This is a genomic window from Pantoea sp. UBA5035, assembly GCF_002415245.1.
GTDB classification, from domain to species: domain Bacteria; phylum Pseudomonadota; class Gammaproteobacteria; order Enterobacterales; family Enterobacteriaceae; genus Pantoea; species Pantoea septica.
The window spans coordinates 1-19,080 of sequence record NZ_DICD01000010.1; the positions used below are offsets into that span (position 1 = coordinate 1).

At 63.2% G+C, this 19,080-nt stretch carries 19 protein-coding genes; 14 read left to right on the forward strand and 5 right to left on the reverse strand.

The genetic code is table 11. The features are described 5' to 3' along the window. The coding region (locus B3229_RS06455) for a gamma-glutamyltransferase (protein ID WP_286870153.1) at positions 1-246 on the reverse strand (246 nt) is incomplete at its 3' end. Between the two features lie 135 nt (positions 247-381). Between B3229_RS06455 and hpxU the strand changes: the two genes are divergently transcribed. The 10 genes from hpxU (at position 382) to katG (ending at position 9,923) form a co-directional block, all read left to right on the forward strand. Further along, entirely contained in the window at positions 382-1,221 is an 840-nt protein-coding gene (gene hpxU, locus B3229_RS06460; protein ID WP_048781520.1) for a MurR/RpiR family transcriptional regulator HpxU, read from the forward strand. Positions 1,222-1,402: 181 nt separating this feature from the next. After that, a complete protein-coding gene (locus B3229_RS06465) occupies positions 1,403-2,188 on the forward strand; it encodes a transporter substrate-binding domain-containing protein (RefSeq protein WP_286870154.1) in 786 nt (261 codons plus the stop codon). Positions 2,189-2,197: 9 nt separating this feature from the next. Beyond that, positions 2,198-2,863 carry an amino acid ABC transporter permease gene (locus B3229_RS06470; protein ID WP_033752864.1) on the forward strand — a complete coding sequence of 222 codons (666 nt, stop codon included), beginning with the start codon at positions 2,198-2,200 and terminating at the stop codon, positions 2,861-2,863. Continuing rightward, the gene (locus B3229_RS06475) at positions 2,863-3,519 is read left to right on the forward strand and encodes an amino acid ABC transporter permease (RefSeq protein ID WP_048781528.1); all 657 of its coding nucleotides are present in this window, start codon (positions 2,863-2,865) and stop codon (positions 3,517-3,519) included. Before B3229_RS06470 ends, B3229_RS06475 begins: the two co-directional genes overlap by 1 nt. Beyond that, complete coding sequence (locus B3229_RS06480; RefSeq protein WP_048781530.1) at positions 3,500-4,231, forward strand: amino acid ABC transporter ATP-binding protein; 732 nt, start codon at positions 3,500-3,502, stop codon at positions 4,229-4,231. Before B3229_RS06475 ends, B3229_RS06480 begins: the two co-directional genes overlap by 20 nt. A gap of 18 nt (positions 4,232-4,249) precedes the next feature. Continuing rightward, a complete protein-coding gene (locus B3229_RS06485) occupies positions 4,250-5,482 on the forward strand; it encodes a pyridoxal-phosphate-dependent aminotransferase family protein (RefSeq protein WP_286870155.1) in 1,233 nt (410 codons plus the stop codon). Then, positions 5,479-6,738, forward strand: a complete 1,260-nt coding sequence (hpxK, locus tag B3229_RS06490) for an allantoate amidohydrolase (RefSeq protein ID WP_048781534.1) — start codon at positions 5,479-5,481, stop codon at positions 6,736-6,738. Before B3229_RS06485 ends, hpxK begins: the two co-directional genes overlap by 4 nt. Continuing rightward, positions 6,735-7,229 (forward strand): 2-oxo-4-hydroxy-4-carboxy-5-ureidoimidazoline decarboxylase, encoded by a 495-nt coding sequence (gene uraD / locus B3229_RS06495; RefSeq protein ID WP_286870156.1) that lies wholly within the window; start codon positions 6,735-6,737, stop codon positions 7,227-7,229. Before hpxK ends, uraD begins: the two co-directional genes overlap by 4 nt. After that, entirely contained in the window at positions 7,226-7,561 is a 336-nt protein-coding gene (gene uraH, locus B3229_RS06500; RefSeq protein ID WP_033752858.1) for a hydroxyisourate hydrolase, read from the forward strand. The genes uraD and uraH overlap by 4 nt, the downstream gene beginning before the upstream one ends. A 103-nt stretch (positions 7,562-7,664) precedes the next feature. After that, positions 7,665-9,923, forward strand: coding sequence for a catalase/peroxidase HPI (katG, locus tag B3229_RS06505; protein WP_286870157.1), 2,259 nt, complete (start codon positions 7,665-7,667; stop codon positions 9,921-9,923). Between the two features lie 83 nt (positions 9,924-10,006). Here the strand turns inward: katG and B3229_RS06510 are convergent, their stop codons facing one another. Both B3229_RS06510 and B3229_RS06515 read right to left on the reverse strand, forming a co-directional pair. Further along, positions 10,007-10,777, reverse strand: coding sequence for an amidohydrolase (locus B3229_RS06510; protein ID WP_286870158.1), 771 nt, complete (start codon positions 10,775-10,777; stop codon positions 10,007-10,009). Next, a complete protein-coding gene (locus B3229_RS06515) occupies positions 10,765-11,925 on the reverse strand; it encodes a pyridoxal phosphate-dependent aminotransferase (protein WP_286870159.1) in 1,161 nt (386 codons plus the stop codon). The genes B3229_RS06510 and B3229_RS06515 overlap by 13 nt, the downstream gene beginning before the upstream one ends. Before the next feature lie 132 nt (positions 11,926-12,057). Here B3229_RS06515 and B3229_RS06520 point away from each other — a divergent pair, with 132 nt between their 5' ends. From B3229_RS06520 to B3229_RS06530, 3 genes are read left to right on the forward strand one after another with little or no spacing between them, the layout of a single operon-like run. Then, the gene (locus B3229_RS06520; protein WP_048781548.1) at positions 12,058-12,672 is read left to right on the forward strand and encodes a methylthioribulose 1-phosphate dehydratase; all 615 of its coding nucleotides are present in this window, start codon (positions 12,058-12,060) and stop codon (positions 12,670-12,672) included. After that, positions 12,669-13,346 (forward strand): acireductone synthase, encoded by a 678-nt coding sequence (gene mtnC / locus B3229_RS06525; protein ID WP_048781550.1) that lies wholly within the window; start codon positions 12,669-12,671, stop codon positions 13,344-13,346. The genes B3229_RS06520 and mtnC overlap by 4 nt, the downstream gene beginning before the upstream one ends. Next, on the forward strand, positions 13,343-13,885 hold the full coding sequence (locus B3229_RS06530; protein WP_048781551.1) for a 1,2-dihydroxy-3-keto-5-methylthiopentene dioxygenase: 543 nt from the start codon (positions 13,343-13,345) through the stop codon (positions 13,883-13,885). The genes mtnC and B3229_RS06530 overlap by 4 nt, the downstream gene beginning before the upstream one ends. A gap of 32 nt (positions 13,886-13,917) precedes the next feature. On the opposite strand, the gene mtnA is transcribed toward B3229_RS06530, so the two are convergent. Then, positions 13,918-14,937 carry an S-methyl-5-thioribose-1-phosphate isomerase gene (mtnA, locus tag B3229_RS06535; RefSeq protein ID WP_286870160.1) on the reverse strand — a complete coding sequence of 340 codons (1,020 nt, stop codon included), beginning with the start codon at positions 14,935-14,937 and terminating at the stop codon, positions 13,918-13,920. 131 nt (positions 14,938-15,068) lie between these two features. On the opposite strand from mtnA, the gene mtnK reads away from it, so the two are divergent. After that, a complete protein-coding gene (mtnK, locus tag B3229_RS06540) occupies positions 15,069-16,268 on the forward strand; it encodes an S-methyl-5-thioribose kinase (protein WP_048781553.1) in 1,200 nt (399 codons plus the stop codon). A gap of 188 nt (positions 16,269-16,456) precedes the next feature. On the opposite strand, the gene fadE is transcribed toward mtnK, so the two are convergent. Next, complete coding sequence (fadE, locus tag B3229_RS06545; RefSeq protein WP_286870161.1) at positions 16,457-18,904, reverse strand: acyl-CoA dehydrogenase FadE; 2,448 nt, start codon at positions 18,902-18,904, stop codon at positions 16,457-16,459. Positions 18,905-19,080: the final 176 nt, after the last annotated feature.

A 19,080-nucleotide genomic window follows, 5' to 3' on the forward strand; every position in this document is an offset into this window, starting at 1 on the left:
CGCCAGCGCGCCCGCCGCGCCGCTGGCGTCGATAGCCACAGGATCGCCGTTCGGCGGCAGCACCAGCCAGAAGCCGTCGCCGCCAAGGCCGTTCATATGGGGATAGACCACGGCGATGGTCGCGGCGGCGGCGACCATCGCCTCAATCGCGTTGCCGCCGTCGCGCAGGATCGCCAGCGCGCTCTCGCTCGCCAGATGGTGCGGCGCAACCGCCATGCCCAGCGGAGCCATATTGCTCTGAATCATAGTGAGGGTTCTTATTGGGTAACAGAGCGGGGATCCAAGCAAGAGCCGTTCCAGTTTTTTGCTGTGGCGCACGACGGCGGTAACCTGGATCGAATTATGCTAGCTTTTGCTGAAACGAAAGTTACAGGACGACGCATGAAACAGCTTGATGAACGACTCAGAAGCCACTATCCGCAGCTCTCGCCGCAGGAGCAGCGTATTGCGGATTTCGTCTTTGACCATTTCGACGATCTAATCAGCTACAACAGCGCCGAGCTGGCGAGACTCAGCGGCGTGTCGAAGGCCACGGTCAGCCGCCTGTTTCGGCGGCTGGGCTACGACAAATATAAAGATATGCGCGACGAGCTGCGCATTCTGCGCCAGAGCGGCATGCCGCTGACCGACAACCGCGACGCGGTGCAGGGGAATACGCTGCTGGCGCGCCACTATAAGCAGGAGATGGCGAACCTGACGCAGTGGGTGAATGCGCTCGACGCGCAGCAGTTCGGCGAGGCGGTGCAGCAGATGACCCGGGCGAAGCGTATTTTCGTCATCGGCATGCGCAACTCCTGGCCGCTGGCGCTGCATCTGCGCCAGCAGCTGCTGCAGGCGCGCGCCGACGTTATGGTGCTGCCGCAGCCAGGCCAGACGCTGGCGGAAGAGATAGTCGATATCACGCCTGACGATATGGTGGTGGTGATGGCGTTTCGCCGTCGTCCGCGCCTGATCCGCCCGCTAATGCAGCAGCTGCAGCAGCGAGATATCCCGCTGCTGGCGCTGTGCGAGCCGCAGGCGCAGTCGATGAGCGGCCAGGCGCGCTGGCAGCTCTGCGCGCCGCTCGACAGCGTATCGGCCTTCGACAGCTACGCCTCGGCGATGAGCCTGATCAATTTGCTGACCAACGCGTTGCTGCATGAAATGCTGACGCAAGGACGCCAGCGTATTCACCAGATCGCCGATCTCTATCAGCAGCTGGACGAGCTGGAGCACCGTTAAAGAGCACCTTTTTGGTGCTTTGCCTCATTTTGATCCCCACGCAACAGGCGGCGACAGGCCGCCTTTCTTCCTAAAAATTAGCGTTTCTGCCGCTTAATCCGCCGCGCCAGTGGTTGGCACATTAGTTGCAAATCACATTTACAAGAATCTTTTGTTTCAGGTCAACTTACCGGGGTGCATAATGAAAAAAGCGTTAATGGCGGTGGCAGCGGCGGCGTTACTGATGGTTCAGACCGGCAGCGCGCTGGCGGATCAGCTACAGGATATCGAGAAGCGCGGCGTGCTGCGCGTGGCGGTGCCGCAGGATTTCCCGCCGTTCGGATCGGTCGGCACGGATCTGCAGCCGCAGGGCTACGACATCGATACGGCGAAATACCTCGCGAAACAGATGAAACTTAAGTTGCAGCTGGTGCCGGTCACCAGCGCCAACCGCGTGCCCTATCTGCAAACCGATAAGGTCGATCTGGTGATCTCCAGCATGGGGAAAAACCCTGAGCGTGAAATAGTAATCGACTTTAGCCGCGCCTATGCGCCGTTCTTCCTCGGCGTTTTCGGTCCGAAAGGCGAGACGCTGAAAGACGCGGCGGCGCTGAGCGGCAAGAGCATCGGCGTCACCCGCGGCGCGGTGGAGGATATGGTGCTGAGCAGCCTCGCGCCGAAAGAGGCGCAGGTGAAACGCTATGAAGACAACAACACCACGCTCTCGGCTTACCTCTCTGGCCAGGTGCAGTATGTGGCGACCGGCAACCTGGTCGTCGCCGCGATTGCCCGTCAGAACCCGCAGAAAGCGCCAGTTGCGCAGTTTATGCTGAAGGATTCGCCCTGCTTTATCGGCCTGAAAAAAGATGAGCCGGCGCTGAAGGCAAAAGTGGATGCGCTGATTGAGCAGGGCATCAAAGACGGCACGCTTAACAAACTGTCGGAAGAGTGGCTGAAAGCGCCGCTGCCCGCCAGCCTCGGCGCATAAGGGCGCGCTATGCTCGGGCAACTTAATTTCCCTGCGCTCTGGCCCTACTGGCCGGAGCTGCTCGCCGGGCTGTGGGTCACGATTCAGCTGACGGTGCTGGCCACCGTCGGCGGCGTCGGGCTGGGGATCCTCGGCGCGGCGCTGCGCAGCGGCAAAGCGAGCTGGGCCAGCCGTCTCTGGGGCCTCTACGTTGAGATCATCCGCAACACGCCCTTTGTGGTGCAGCTCTTTTTTATCGTATTCGGCCTGCCCAATCTGGGGCTAAAGCTGACGGCAGGCGAGGCGGCGTTGTTGGCGATGCTGATTAACCTCGGCGCCTACAGCACCGAAATTATCCGCGCCGGCATCCAGGTGACGCCGAAAGGGCAGTGGGAAGCGGGACGCGTGCTGGGCCTGACGCGCACGCAGACCTTTCTGCGCGTGGTGCTGCCGCCGTCGCTGCAGCGTATCTATCCGGCGCTGGTCAGCCAGTGCATTATCGTGATGCTCGGCTCGTCGGTAGTGTCGCAGGTCTCCTATGAAGAGCTGACCTTCGCCGCCAACCTGATCCAGTCGCGCACCTTTTTAAGCTTCGAGGTCTACCTGGTGACCACGCTGATCTATCTGCTGTTGTCGATCGCCATGCGTCAGGTGCTGCTGGCGCTGGGCCGTAAATGGTTAGGAGCGCAGGCATGATGACGACCTTTACCGACTGGGACATTCTGCGCAACCTGCTGCTGGCGGCGCGCTGGACCCTGCTGCTGTCGCTGACCGCCTTTGTCGGCGGCACGCTGGTGACGCTGCCGCTGCTCTTTTTGCGTCTGCTGCAGCGCAAGTGGCTGACGCGGCTGATCCGCTGCTACACCGAACTGTTCCAGGGCACGCCGCTGCTGATGCAGCTTTTTCTTGCCTTCTTCGGCGTCGGGCTGTTCGGCATCGACGTCGCGCCCTGGACGGCGGCCTCGCTCGCGCTGACCTTCTATACCAGCGCCTTTCTGCTTGATATCTGGTTCGGCAGCATTCGCGCGCTGCCGAAAGGGCAGTGGGAGGCGTCGCGCTGCCTCGGCCTCAGTTTCGGCCAGACGCTGTGCCGGGTGATCGCGCCGCAGGCGATCCGCATCGCCATCGCGCCGACGGTGGGCTTCGCCGTGCAGGTGATCAAGGGCACCGCGCTCGCCTCGATTATCGGCTTTATCGAACTCACCAAAGCCGGGACCATTTTGAACAACGTGACTTATCAGCCTTTTAAAGTGTTTGGGCTGGTCGCGCTGGGCTACTTCCTGATGTGTTATCCGCTGTCCCGCTACAGCCAGTATCTGGAGAAAAAATTCCATGCCGCTCATCACCATTAATCAGGTGCAGAAGTACTATGGCGACAACCACGTGCTGAAAGGCGTCGATCTCGATATCGAAATGGGCGAAGTTATCTCGATTATCGGCCGCAGCGGTTCAGGCAAAAGCACGCTGCTGCGCTGCATGAACGGCCTGGAAGGCTATCAGGAAGGGAGCATCAAGCTGGGCGGCATGACCATTACCGACCGCGACAGCCAGGCGCGCGACATCAGCCGCTCGGTCGGCATGGTGTTCCAGAACTTCAACCTCTTTCCGCATATGACCGCGCTGGAAAACGTCATGCTGGCGCCGCGCCGCGTGCTGAAAAAAAGCGAGGCGGAGTGCCGCGCGCTGGCCACGCAGATGCTGGAGAAAGTCGGTCTCGGCGAGCGTCTCGACTACTCGCCGGCCAGCCTCTCCGGCGGCCAGCAGCAGCGCGTCGCCATCGCCCGCGCGCTGGCGATGAACCCGAAGGTACTGCTGTGCGACGAGATCACCTCGGCGCTCGATCCTGAGCTGGTGGGCGAGGTGCTGAAAGTGCTGGAGCAGCTCGCCGCCGAAGGCATGACGCTGATCCTGGTCACCCATGAAATGAACTTCGCGCGCGACGTCGGCGATCGCGTGGTCTTTATGCATCAGGGGCGCGTCTGGGAGCAGGGCAGCAGCAAAACCCTGTTCGCCGCGCCGCAGACGCCGGAGCTGAAGCAGTTCATCTCCTCGGTGCGACTCTAATTTAGTAAGGAAATCAACATGGAAAACCGCTATCCGCAAATCAATCCGCCGCAGCGCCTGCTGATGGGCCCCGGCCCGATCAACGCCGATCCGCGCGTTCTGCGCGCCATGTCGACCCAGCTGATCGGCCAGTACGATCCGGCGATGACCCACTATATGAATGAGGTGATGGAACTCTATCGCGGCGTCTTCCGCACCGAAAACCGCTGGACCCTGCTGATCGACGGCACTTCGCGTGCCGGGATCGAGGCGATCCTGCTGTCGGCGATCCGCCCTGGCGATCGGGTGCTGGTGCCGGTATTCGGCCGCTTCGGCCATCTGCTGTGCGAGATCGCTCGCCGCTGTCGTGCCGAGGTGCACACCATCGAGGTGCCCTGGGGCGAGGTGTTTACCCCGGATCGGGTCGAGGACGCCATTAAGCGCGTGAAGCCGCGCCTGCTGCTGACGGTGCAGGGCGACACCTCGACCACCATGCTGCAGCCGCTGGCGGAGCTGGGCGCCATCTGCAAAAAGTACGGCGTGCTCTTCTATACCGACGCCACCGCGTCGCTCGGCGGCAACGCGCTGGAAACCGACGCCTGGGGGCTGGATGCGGTCTCGGCCGGGATGCAAAAATGCCTCGGCGGCCCCTCCGGCACCTCGCCGATTACCTTAAGCCCGCAGATGGAAGAGGCGATCCGCCGCCGCAAATGCGTCGAAGAGGGGATCCGCACCGCCGCGCATCAGGACGGCGATGAAGAGATGATCTACTCGAACTACTTCGATCTCGGCATGATCATGGATTACTGGGGGCCGGAGCGCCTTAACCACCATACCGAAGCGACCACCGCGCTGTTCGGCGCGCGCGAGTGCGCGCGGCTGATCCTGCAGGAAGGGCTGGACGAAGGCATCGCGCGTCACAAGCTGCACGGCGACGCGCTGCTGAAAGGCATTCAAGGCATGGGGCTGGAAACCTTCGGCGATCTGAAGCACAAGATGAACAACGTGCTCGGCGTGGTGATTCCGCAGGGCGTTAACGGCGACCAGGTGCGTCAGCTGATGCTGGAGGATTTCGGCATCGAGATCGGCACCTCGTTCGGTCCGCTGCATGGCAAGGTATGGCGCATCGGCACCATGGGTTTCAACGCGCGCAAAGATTGCGTGATGACCACGCTGGCGGCGCTGGAGGCGGTGCTGACGCACGTCGGCTTCCGCGCGACCCAGGGCGCGGCGATGCAGGCGGCGTGGGACCACTACGGGAGCCGCGCATGATGATGAACGCCGCTGAGGCGCAGCTGGCCGCCGAACGCGTCATGGCGCGCTGCGACATGCTGGCGGCGATCAGCGAATCGCCCGATCAGCTGACGCGCGTCTATCTCTCGCCGGAGCATCTGCGCGCCAACGCGCAGGTCGGCGAGTGGATGGCGCAGGCGGGCATGCGCGTCTGGCAGGACGAAGTCGGCAATATCTGTGGCCGCTACGAAGGGGCGAGCGACGGCGCGCCCGCGCTGCTGCTCGGCTCCCATCTCGATACGGTGCGCAACGCCGGCCGCTATGACGGTATGCTGGGCGTGCTGACCGCGATTGAGACCGTGCAGTGGCTGCATCAGCAGCGGCAGCGACTGCCGCTGGCGATTGAGATAGTCGGCTTCGGCGATGAAGAGGGCACGCGCTTCGGCATTACGCTGCTCGGCAGCCGCGGCGTCGCCGGCAGCTGGCCGGAGAGCTGGACCACCCATCCGGACGGCAACGGCATTACCGTCGCCCAGGCGATGGCGGATGTGGGACTGGACGCCGGGGCGATTCCGCGCGCCGCCCGCGATCTGAACGATATCGTCGCCTACCTTGAACTGCATATCGAACAGGGGCCCTGTCTGGAGCAGGAGGGACTGGCGCTGGGCGTGGTCACCGCCATCAACGGCGCACGCCGCCTTCGCTGCCGCTTTACCGGCGAGGCGGGCCACGCGGGCACGGTGCCGATGACTCACCGCAAAGACGCGCTGGCGGCGGCCGCAGAGTGGATGGTGTTTATCGAGGCGACCACGCGCGAGCAGGATCCGCAGTTGGTGGCGACGGTCGGCACCCTGAACTGCGCGCCCGGCGCGGTCAACGTTATTCCCGGCGAGGTCACGCTGTCGCTGGACGTACGCGGCCCGCAGGATCTGCCGCTGGAGCGGCTGCTGTCGAGCCTGCTGACTCAGGCCGAAGCGATCGCGCTGCGGCGCGGGCTGCGCTTCGAGGCGGAGGAGTATTACCGCATCAGCGCCACCGCCTGCGACAGCGCGCTGCAGCAGGCGCTGAGCAGCGCCGTCGAGACGGTGCAGGGCCGCACGCTGGCGCTGCCGAGCGGCGCGGGCCATGACGCTATCGCCATCGCCGAGCGCTGGCCGGTCGGCATGCTCTTCGTGCGCAATGAACGCGGCCTCAGCCACCATCCGGCGGAAGCGGTAATGAGCGGCGACGTGGCGCTGGCGGTGCGCGCTTATCTTCAGGCGGTGTGCCAGCTGGCGCAGCGAGGCGCGCCATGAATCTGGAGACCTTCAACGCGCTGCCGGATGCGGCGGCGCAGGCCGCGCTCGCCCACTGCGTGGCGATCCCGCGCTGGCGGCAGGCGCTGGCGGCCGCGCGGCCATTCCCTTCTGCAGCGGCATTGCTGGCAGAGGCGGAGCGGCTGGCGCAGGCGTGGAACAGCGACGATCTTGAACAGGCGCTGACCGCGCATCCGCGCATCGGCGAACGCGCCGACGGCGCGGACAAAGAGGCGGCGCTGTCGCGTCAGGAGCAGGCCGCGATGAGCGACGCCGATGCGGCGCTGAAGCGGGCGATGCAGGCGGGCAACCGGGCTTATGAAGCGCGCTTTGGCCGCGTCTTTTTAATCCGCGCCAAAGGGCGCAGCGGCGAAGAGATGCTGGCGCAGCTTCAGCGGCGCCTGACGAATGACGAACCCACCGAAGCGCGCGAAGCGCTGGAACAGCTGCGGGAGATCACCCTGTTGCGTCTGAAGGAGAGCCTGACATGAGCACCATCACCACCCATATTCTCGATACGGCGCTGGGCAAACCGGCGGTCGGCGTCGCTATCTCCCTGGAGCAGAACAGCCCGGAGGGCTGGCTGCCGGTTGCCGACGGCGAGACGGACAGCGACGGACGCATCGGCGATTTAACGCCGGAGCCGCTGACGCCGGGCCACTATCGGCTGACCGCCGAGATCGGCGACTATTTCGCGGCGGACGGGCGCGATGCGCTCTACGTCTCGGCGCAGATCGATTTCGTTATCGCCGAGGCAGGCAGCCATTTCCACCTGCCTTTTTTAATTTCTCCCTGGTCGTGGTCTACCTATCGCGGTAGCTAATTTTGAAAGCCTGCGGCTATCAAAACCGTCGGCTTAGCCAAATGGTATTCAGGCAAGCGTAACGCTATCGTAGCCGGGTAACCAAAAGCCAACGGAGCCGATAATGAGCATGCCCGAAGATAACAATAACGCCGCAGGTAAATGCCCTTTTCCCCATGGAGCATCGCAAGAAAAAAACCAGAATGAGAGCGGCGCCGACGCCGGTAAATGTCCGTTTAACCACGGCGCCTCTGAAGAGAAAAGCGTGCTGGCGCGCGGCGCCGGCAGCGGCACCACCAACCGCGACTGGTGGCCTAACATGCTGCGCGTCGACCTGTTAAATCAGCACTCCAGCCGCTCCAACCCCCTTAGCGCCGACTTCAACTACCGCGAAGAGTTCAGCAAGCCCGACTATTCGGCGCTGAAAGCGGACATCCGCGCGCTGCTGACCGATTCGCAATCCTGGTGGCCGGCCGACTGGGGCAGCTATATCGGCCTGTTTATCCGTATGGCGTGGCACAGCGCGGGCACCTACCGCACCATCGACGGTCGCGGCGGCTCCGGGCGCGGACAGCAGCGTTTCGCGCCGCTCAACTCCTGGCCGGACAACGTCAGCCTGGATAAAGCGCGTCGCCTGCTGTGGCCGGTGAAACAGAAATATGGCCAGAAAATTTCCTGGGCCGACCTCTATATTCTCGCGGGCAACGTTTCGCTGGAGAACGCCGGCTTCCGTACCTTCGGCTTCGGCGCCGGGCGTGAAGACGTGTGGGAACCGGATATGGATGTGGACTGGGGCCACGAAACCGAGTGGCTGGCGCATCGCCATCCGGAAAGCCTCGCCAACGCGCCGCTCGGCGCCACCGAAATGGGTCTGATCTACGTTAACCCGGAAGGCCCGGAAGCGAGCGGCAACCCGGCCTCGGCCGCGCCGGCGATCCGTGCCACTTTCGGCAATATGGGCATGAACGACGAAGAGATGGTGGCGCTGATCGCCGGCGGCCATACGCTGGGTAAAACGCACGGCGCGGGCGCCGCCAGCCACCTCGACGTTGACCCGGAAGCCTCGCCGATTGAAGCCCAGGGCTTCGGCTGGCGCAGCAGCTACGGCAGCGGCGCGGGCGCAGACGCCATTACTTCCGGGCTGGAAGTGGTCTGGACGCAAACCCCGACCCAGTGGAGCAACTACTTCTTCGAGAACCTGTTCAAGTATGAGTGGGTGCAGACGAAGAGCCCGGCGGGCGCTATCCAGTTTGAAGCCAGCAACGCCGACGCGATTATTCCCGATCCTTTCGATCCGGAGAAAAAGCGCAAGCCGACCATGCTGGTCACCGACCTGACGCTGCGCTTCGATCCGGAGTTCGAAAAGATCTCTCGTCGCTTCCTCAACGATCCGCAGGCGTTCAACGAAGCCTTCGCCCGCGCCTGGTACAAACTGACCCACCGCGATATGGGGCCGAAAGCGCGCTACCTGGGTCCGGAAGTGCCGAAAGAAGATCTGCTGTGGCAGGATCCTTTGCCGGCGGCGATCCATCAGCCGGACGCCAGCGATATCAGCGAGCTGAAAGCGAAGATTGCGGCCTCCGGGCTGAGCGTGAGCCAGCTGGTTTCCGCTGCCTGGGCATCCGCTTCGACCTTCCGCGGCGGCGACAAGCGCGGCGGCGCGAACGGCGCACGTCTGGCGCTGGCGCCGCAGAATCAGTGGGCGGTTAACGCCAGCGTGATCCGCGACGTGCTGCCGGTATTGCAGGAGATTCAGCAGGCTTCGGGCAAAGCGTCGCTGGCGGACGTCATCGTGCTGGCGGGCAATGTCGGCATCGAAATGGCCGCGGCGGCGGCGGGCGTAGCGGTGCAGGTGCCCTTTACGGCGGGGCGCGTCGATGCGCGTCAGGACCAGACCGATGTCGAATCCTTTGATCTTCTGCAGCCGCTGGCTGACGGTTTCCGCAACTATCGCCGCGTGCAGGGCGGGTCGTCGACCGAAACGCTGCTGCTGGATAAAGCGCAGCAGCTGACGCTGAGCGCGCCGGAGCTGACGGTGCTGCTGGGCGGCCTGCGCGTGCTGGGCACCAACTTCGACGGCAGCGATCGCGGCCTCTTTACCGATCGCCCTGGCGTGCTGAGCACCGACTTCTTCGTTAACCTGCTGGATATGCGCACCGCATGGCGCGCCACCGATGAGAGCGAGGAGCTGTTCGAAGGACGCGACCGTCAGAGCGGGGAAGTGAAATATCATGCGACCCGCGCCGATCTGGTCTTTGGCTCTAACGCCATCCTGCGTGCGCTGGCGGAAGTTTACGCCAGCAGCGATGCGCACCAGAAGTTCGTGACCGACTTCGTGGCCGTCTGGACCAAAGTGATGAATCTGGACCGCTTCGATATCTGACCGCGCGACGCCTGAAAACGAGAAAGCCGCAGCTTAACCGCTGCGGCTTTTTTTTGGCCCGCGTTGACGCGATCGCAGGTGCGCTAAGGCAGCGTAAAGCCATCGGCGTCGCGCCACGCCGGAAAGCGCTCGCGATAAGCATTCAGCGCCTCCCGCGACAGCGTGGCGTCAAGCCGCGCCTGGGCGAATGGCTCCGCCGCGCTGAGGATCTCGCCCTGCGGCGAAATGATCCGGCTGTCGCCGCTGTACTGATGCTGGTTGCCGTCGCTGCCGACGCGGTTGCAGCCCGCGACGTAGGCCTGATTCTCTATGGCGCGCGCCAGCAGCAGCGCCTGCCAGTGCAGAGCGCGCGGCGCCGGCCAGTTCGCCACATAGAGCGCCAGGTCGTAGTCGTTGCGGTTGCGGGAGAAGACCGGGAAGCGCAGGTCGTAACAGATCTGCGGCAGAATGCGCCAGCCGCGCCACTCCAGCACCGCGCGCGTCTCGCCCGGCAGATAGTGGTGATGCTCGTCCGCCATGCGGAACAAGTGGCGCTTGTCATACTGGTGCAGTGTGCCATCTGGCTCCACCAGCAGAAAGCGATTTACCGCGCCTTTTTCCGTCTGTATCGCTGCGCTGCCGCCCACCAGCGCGTCGCTCGCCGCGGCGTGTTTGCGCAGCCACGCCACCACCTGCGCCTGCGGCAGCGAACGCTGCGCCGCCTCCATGGCGAAGCCGGTGGTGAACATCTCGGGCAGCAGAATCAGATCGCGGCCCGTCACGCCCTCGAGCACGGCGTCGAAATGGCGCAGGTTCGCTTCGCCATCCATCCAGTGCAGGGTTTCCTGCAGAACGGTAATCTTTAAATCTGACATAAGCGCTCCGCAGCGGCGTCAAGCGTCGCTTCCTGTTTGGCGAAGCAGAGGCGGATCAGCCTGTGCGGGAACGGATCGGCGCAGAACACCGATAGCGGAATCGCCGCCACGCCCACCTCTTTGGTTAGCCACTGGCAGAAGCTGACGTCGTCGAGATCGGAGATGGCGCTATAGTCCGCCAGCAGAAAATAGGTGCCTTCGCACGGCAGCACCTTAAAGCGGCTCTTCTCCAGCGCCTGCGCCAGACGATCGCGGCGCGCGCGGTAAAACGCGGGCAGCTCGCGGTAGTGAGCGGGCTCGTGGCGCAGCATATCGGCGATCGCCAGCTGGGCAGGCGTATTCACCGCAAAGGTCAGATACTGATGCACCTTGCGGATCTCCGCGCTGATGGCGGCGGGCGCGACGCTGTAGCCTACCTTCCAGCCGGTCATATGAAAGGTCTTGCCGAAGGAGGAGACGGCGATGGCGCGCTCGCGCAGCTGCGGATGCGCCAGCACGCTGGCGTGGCCCGCCTCGTCGAAGCAGATATGCTCGTAAACTTCGTCGCTCAGCACGTAAATTTCCCGATCGCCGATCGCCTGCCAGAGCGCCGCAAAATCCGCTTTACGCCAGACGGTGGCGGAAGGATTGTGCGGCGTATTGAGGATCACCAGGCGGGTTTTGCTGGAGAGCAGCGCGGCGAAGGCTGACCAGTCGACGCGAAAGCCCGGCGGCTGCAGCGCGATGCGTTTCAGCACGCCGCCCGACAGTTCGACGGCGGGCGCATAGCTGTCGTAGCTCGGGTCGAAGCAGATCACCTCGTCGCCCGGGCGCACCAGCGCGGTGATCGCCGCATAGAGCGCTTCGGTCGCGCCGGCGGTCACGGTGATATCGCTGTTGACGTCGGGGCGGTAGCCATACAGCTCAGCGGTTTTCTCGGCGATCGCCTCGCGCAGCGGTAGCGCGCCGGTCATCGGCGCATACTGGTTGGCGCCCTCGCTGACGTGATGCGCCAGGCGCGCCTGTAAATAGCGCGGTCCGTCAAAGTCGGGAAAGCCCTGCGAAAGGTTGATGGCGTTATGCTGCTGCGCCAGCGCGCTCATCTGGGTAAAGATGGTAGTGCCGAGAGCGGGAAGTTTACTCTCCGGCGTCAGGTTGGGCTGCGTCATGATTGATTGCCTTAAGCGCGAATGTCATTGCGGAGTAATCCTGTGTTGAAGCCACTATAAACAGGATGTTAACATTTGGCAATCGAGACGCTTAGACGTCTAAAACCTACCTTACAGGATGCCTGAAACGCTATGTCTGAACTCTCTCCGCTCGACCAGCTGGTGGCGGCCTGCCACTGGATTGGCGCCAAAGGCTGGGCGCCCGCCACCGGCGGCAATATGTCAGTGCGCGAAGATGCCCGCTTCTGCCTGCTCAGCGAGTCGGGCAAGGACAAAGGCAGCCTGACGCGCGACGACTTTATTCAGGTAGAGATCGCCACCAACCGCGCGCCGTCCGGGCGCAGGCCCTCGGCGGAAACCGGATTGCATACCCTGATCTACCGGCTGTTCCCCGAGGCGGGCGCAGTGCTGCATACCCATACGGTGAACGCGACGGTACTGTCGCGCGTCGAGAAGGGCGCAGCGCTGCGGCTGGAAGGCTATGAGATGCAGAAATCGCTGGCGGGGCAGCGCACCCATCTTGCCTGCGTGGCGATCCCGCTGTTTGATAACGATCAGGATATCGACGCGCTGGCGGGGCGCATTGAGGCGTACGCCCGCAACAATGCGCTGCGCTATGGCTTTCTGCTGCGCGGCCACGGCTTAACCTGCTGGGGCCAGGACGTGAACGAAGCGCGTCGTCATCTGGAAGGTCTGGAGTTTTTATTTGAATGCGAACGTCAACGTCGCCTGCTGGAGGCCCAATGATCCGCGCCATTGTTACCGATATAGAAGGCACCACCAGCGATATTCGCTTCGTGCATGATGTGCTCTTTCCTTACGCGCGTGAACATCTCGCCGCCTTTATCCGTGCGCAGCATGCGCATCCGGAAGTCCGCGCGGCGCTTGAGGCGGTGCGCGCCGAAGCGGGCCAGCCTGAGGCCGATCCTGAGGCGCTCACCGCTATTCTGCTGGGCTTTATGGATGAAGATCGCAAATCCACCGGGCTGAAAGCGCTGCAGGGGATGATCTGGCGCGACGGCTATGTGAACGGCAGCTTTACCGGGCATCTCTATCCCGACGTCGTGCCGGCGCTGCGCGCATGGCGGGAGCAGGGCCTTGAGCTTTACGTCTATTCTTCCGGCTCGGTTGCGGCGCAAAAACTGTTATTTGGCTACAGTGATGAAGGAGATATTACGGACCTGTTTAGCGGCTATTTCGACACGCGCGTCGGCGCTAAGCGAGAGGTCGCCTCCTACCGCAATATCGCTGAACAAACCGGCCTGCCCGCTGAGCAGCTGCTGTTCCTCTCCGACATTCGTCAGGAGCTGGATGCGGCAGCGGAAGCCGGATGGAATACCGTGCAGTTAATTCGCGGCCCCGCAGACAGCGAAAGCCGCCATCATCAGGTGAACACCTTTTCGGGAGTCGTTTTAGCATGAGCGCATTGACCATTTTTACCGATACCGAAGCCACGCTGCCGGTGTGGCACAGTACCGATGCGGAGATGATCCGCGAGCGGCTGAATGCAAAGAATGTGCGCTTTGAGCGCTGGGCGGCGGATCGCGATTTAGGCGACAATCCACAGCCTGCCGACGTGATTGAGGCCTATCAGCACGCTATCGATCGGCTGGTGGCGGAGAAGGGCTATCAGAGCTGGGATGTGATCAGCATGCGCGCCGACAACCCGCAAAAAGAGACGCTGCGCCAGAAGTTTCTCTCTGAGCACACTCACGGCGAAGATGAGGTACGCTTCTTTGTCGAGGGCGCGGGCCTTTTTTGCCTCCATCTCGACGGCCAGGTCTACCAAATCCTGTGTGAAAAGAACGACCTGATTTCAGTGCCGGCGGGCACGCCGCACTGGTTCGATATGGGCTCCTCGCCTAACTTCACCGCTATCCGCATCTTCGATAATCAGGAAGGCTGGGTGGCGCACTTCACCGGCGACGCCATCGCCGACGCCTATCCGCGCCTGCCTTAACCATGCCAGCCGGGCGCGCTCAGCGCGCCCGGTCAGGGCTGAAAAACCCCCGCCTCTACCGCCTCCGGCGTCACTACGCCGGTATCCAGCACCCAACCGCTAATCAGCGCCGCAGGCGTCACGTCGAACGCCGGGTTATAGACGTTTGCCGCTTCCGGCGCCCACTGCACGCTGCCGAAACTGCCCGCCGCGCCGGTCACTTCGCTGGCGGCGCGCTGCTCGATAGGAATGTCGCGGCCGCTGACGCACTGGCGATCCAGCGTGGTGTGCGGTGCGGCAACGTAGAAGGGGATCTGATGGTAATGCGCCAGCACGGCCAGGCTGTAGGTGCCGATTTTGTTCGCCACGTCGCCGTTGGCCGCGATGCGGTCCGCGCCGACCCAGACGGCGTCGACCTGGCCGCTCGCCATCAGGCTGGCCGCCATCGAATCGGTGATCAGCTGAAAGGGGATCGCCAGCTCGCCCAGCTCCCAGGCGGTAAGGCGTCCGCCCTGCAGCAGCGGGCGCGTTTCACCCACCCAGACGTTCGCCACCTTACCCTGCTGATGCGCGCGGGCGATGACGCCCAGCGCGGTGCCGACGCCCGCCGTCGCCAGCCCGCCGGTGTTGCAGTGCGTAAGCAGGCGGCTGTTCGGCTTCACCAGCGCGCTGCCCGCCTCGGCGATGTTGTCGCACAGCTGGCGATCCTCCTCGACCAGACGCAGCGCTTCCTGGCCCAGTGCGGCGGCAAAATCCGTATGCGCCAGCGCCAGCTTCATTCGATCGAGATTATTCATCAGGTTGACCGCCGTGGGACGCGCGGCGCGCAACACTTCCAGCGCCTGCGCCAGCGCGTCGCGGCTGGCGCCCGCCTCGGCCAGCAGCGCCAGCAGCAGCGAGGCGGAGAGGCCGATCAGCGGCGCGCCGCGCACGCGCAGGGTGTGAATATGGCCAACCAGCTGCGCCACGTCGTGCGCCGGCAGCCAGTTTTTCTGCTGCGGCAGCGCCTGCTGATCGAGGATCCAGAGCTGACTGTCACGAACCTGTAAGCTGGTGGTGCGGAGTGTTTGCATTGTCTGTGAAATCCCTGTTGCGTTGTTGTCACGTATTGTGCCAACATGCGGAACGGATGTATAGACGTCTGAACGGCTTATTATGCTGCCCTGGCGGGATTTCGTTTCAGTTTGGTATAAGAGGAAAGGCAATGTCGCAATACCGTACCTTCACCGCGGCGGATGCCGTTGAGTATGCCCGGCAGTTTGGCGGCGTGGACGATCCCGCTTCGCTGGTCGAGGCGGAAGAGATTGGCGATGGCAACCTTAACCTGGTCTTCAAAATTTTCGACCGCCAGGGCAACAGTCGGGTGATCGTAAAACAGGCGCTGCCTTACGTGCGCTGCGTCGGCGAGTCCTGGCCGCTGACGCTGGACCGCGCGCGGCTGGAGGCGCAAACCCTGATCGAGCACTACAAATATTGCCCTCAGCACACCGTCAGGGTGACGCACTATGACGAGACGCTGGCGGTGATGGTGATGGAGGATCTCTCCAGCCATCGCATCTGGCGCGGCGAGCTGGTGAAGGGCGCTTTCTACCCGCAGGCGGCGGCGCAGCTGGGCGAATATCTGGCGCAGACGCTGTTTCATACCTCTGATTTCGTGCTGCATCCCCATCAGAAAAAAGCGGAAGTGGCGCGCTTTATCAATCCAGAGATGTGCGAGATTACCGAAGATCTCTTCTTTAACGATCCCTACACCGATCACGCGCGCAACAGCTACCCGCAGGCGCTTGAGCCGCTGGTCGCCAGCCTGCGCGACGACGAGGCGTTGCGCATCGCCGTCGCCGGCTTGAAGCATCGCTTTTTCGCCCATGCTGAGGCGTTGCTGCACGGCGATATTCACAGCGGCTCGATTTTCGTCGCCGACAACAGCCTGAAGGCGATCGACGCGGAGTTCGGCTATTTCGGCCCGATCGGCTTTGACGTCGGCACGGCGCTGGGCAATCTGCTGATCAACTACTGCGGTCTGCCGGGTCTGCTCGCCCCGCGCGAGGCGGCGGAAGGGCGCGAGCTGCGTCTCAACGACGTGCGCGAGGTGTGGAATACCTTCGCCGCGCGCTTCCTGGCGCTGGCGCAAGAGAAGACCACTGACGTGGCGCTGGCCTGTCCGGGCTATGCGCAGGCGTTTCTGCGCAAGGTATGGGCCGATACCATCGGCTACTGCGGCACCGAGCTGATTCGCCGCACCGTCGGCATGTCGCACGTGGCGGATATGAAGCTGATTAAGGATGAGGCGATGCGCACCGAGTGTATTCGCAGCTGCATTACGCTGGGACGCACGCTGATTCTGGCGGCGGATCACATTGAGGACGCCGAGGCGCTGCTCGCGCGTATTCGGCAGGCGGGGTAAGGGTAATACGCGCCGATTAACTATGCGCGAACGCGGGTAGCATGGCCCGATCGCAAAGACGCAAAAAGCGGCATCCCTGCCAGCTCGGCCCACGCCATCCCTGGCGTGGGACGCTTTGCTCTTCGGTCCATGCTACCCGCTATCTGACTTTAGTGCGCGTTGTGGGTTAAAACATACGTGCCTGTATCTTACGCCGCCTCGCTCTCCCGCGCCGCCTTCACCGCCGGCTGCTTCACCGGCACCGCCAGCGCATCCGCGGCAAACTCATCGACGTTAATGGCGCGCAGACGGCTCGCTTCGGCGCGCGTCAGCACCTCGGCCTCGGCGGCGTCAATCCAGCCCGCTTTTAATGCCCGCTGCGCCAGCGCGTCCAGCCGGGTGAAAGAGAAGTGCTCTTTCTGCTGTTTGCACAGACGATCGTGGATCACTTCCGCCGCCATCACCTCCTGCAACGCCTGCTCAAGCTGACCGGCCGGGTTATGCTCGCTCGGCGTCAGATACTGACCGCGTCCCAGCCTTGTCCGCGTGGCGGAAGGCACCTGCAGCAGCTTCGCCAGCTTATGATCGAGACGGTCGCTCGGCGCCGGGCAGTGCTTGCCGCCGGCGAAAATCATCATGCGCAGCGCGCCAGCCGCCAGCGGGCTAGGGAAGTTGCGCAGCAGATCCTCTATCGCCTGCTCGGCCTGATGCAGCGCATCCTGCACGCCCCAGTGCAGCAGCGGCAGATCGGCCTCGTGACGCCCCTCGTCGTCATAGCGTTTCAGCGTGGCGGAGGCGAGATAGAGCTGGCTCAGCACATCGCCCAGGCGCGCTGAAATGCGCTCGCGTCGCTTCAGGCTGCCGCCGAGCACCGCCATCGACACGTCTGCCAGCAGCGCCAGGTTAGCGCTGAGACGGTTCAGATGCTGGTAGTAGCGGCGCGTGGCGTCGCGCGTCGGGGTGGCGCTGCCGCGTCCAGCCGTCAGGCCGAGCCACAGGCTGCGCACGGCGTTGCTGCCGACATAGCCGACATGGCTGAACAGCGCGGCGTCGAAGGCGTTGAGATCCTGACTGGCCGCCGCCGCCATCTCTTTCAGCACGAACGGATGGCAGCGAATAGCGCCCTGACCGAAAATAATCATGCTGCGCGTCAGGATATTGGCGCCCTCCACCGTAATGGCGATAGGCGCGCCCTGATAGGCGCGGGCGAGGAAGTTATTGTTGCCGAGCATAATGCCTTTGCCGCCCGCAATATCCATGGCGTCCATAATGGCGCGCTGGCCGCGATGGGTGCAGTGATACTTCACAATCGCCGACAGCACCGCCGGTTTTTCGCCCTGCATAATACCGGTGGTGATCAGCGTTGCCGCAGCGTCCATCACGTAGGCGTTGCCGGCAATACGCGCCAGCGGCTCTTCGATGCCTTCCATCTTGCCGATAGAGACCCTGAACTGACGACGGATATGCGCATAGGCGCCGGTGGCGAGCGCCACGCTTTTCAGGCTGCCGGTAGAGTTCGAAGGCAGGGTAATGCCGCGTCCCACCGACAGGCACTCAACCAGCATCCGCCAGCCCTGGCCGGCCATCTGCGGACCGCCGATAATAAAATCGATCGGCACGAAAATATCGTTGCCGCGCGTCGGACCGTTCTGGAACGGCACGTTGAGCGGGAAGTGGCGCTTGCCGATCTCGACGCCCGGCGTGCTGGTGGGGATGAGCGCGCAGGTAATGCCCAGCGACTCGGTATCGCCCAGCAGACGATCGGGATCGAACAGCTTAAAGGCCAGCCCCAGCACGGTCGCCACCGGCGCCAGCGTAATGTAGCGCTTGTTCCAGGTCAGGCGCATGCCGAGCACCTGCTTGCCCTGCCACTCGCCCATGCAGACCACGCCGGTATCGGGGATCGCGCCGGCGTCGGAGCCCGCTTCCGGGCTGGTCAGCGCGAAGCAGGGGATCTCGTCGCCGCGCGCCAGACGCGGCAGATAGTGATCTTTCTGCTCGTCGGTGCCGTAATGCTGCAGCAGTTCCCCTGGACCCAGCGAGTTAGGCACGCCGACGGTAATCGCCAGAATGCCGGAGACGCCCGCCAGCTTTTGCAGCACGCGCGCCTGCGCATAGGCGGAGAACTCGAGGCCGCCATACTCTTTCTTGATGATCATGGCGAAGAAGCGCTGCTCTTTCAGATAAGCCCAGAGTTCCGGCGGCAGATCCGCCATCTCATGGGTGATGGCGAAGTCGTTCGCCATGCGGCACGCCTCTTCCACCGGGCCGTCGAGAAACGCCTGCTCGGCCGGCGTCAGGCGCGGCTGCGGATAGTTGTGCAGCTTCTGCCAGTCCGGCTTGCCCTGAAACAGATCGCCTTCCCACCAGGTGGTCCCGGCGTCGATCGCCTCTTTTTCCGTGCGCGACATCGGCGGCATCACCTTTTGAAAGCGCTGCAGCATCGGCTTTGAAAACAGCGAACGGCGTATTGAAGGGAGGTTAAGCGGCAGCAGAAGGATCGCCAGCGGCAGCAGCAGCCAGGGCGTCCAGATATGCGCCGCTGCCCAGGCGGCGGTCCACAACAGTAAAATCGCGCTGCTCGCCGCCAGGGATATGCGGTGATAAAACAGGGCGCTGATTAACACCAGCGTCGCGAGGATCGACACAACCATCATAATCACGGCTCCGTAAGTAGTAAGAGGTCTGACCTGTTATGTGTAGAGGTGTATGCCAGCTGCGGTTAATTAGCAATTTGTTTACATCGCAATTACAACCTTACTCACAAAATCGTTAAATCCGCTGCGGAGTGGAGGCAGGCTTTCGCGCGGCGCGCGCTTTGCGCCAACCCGCC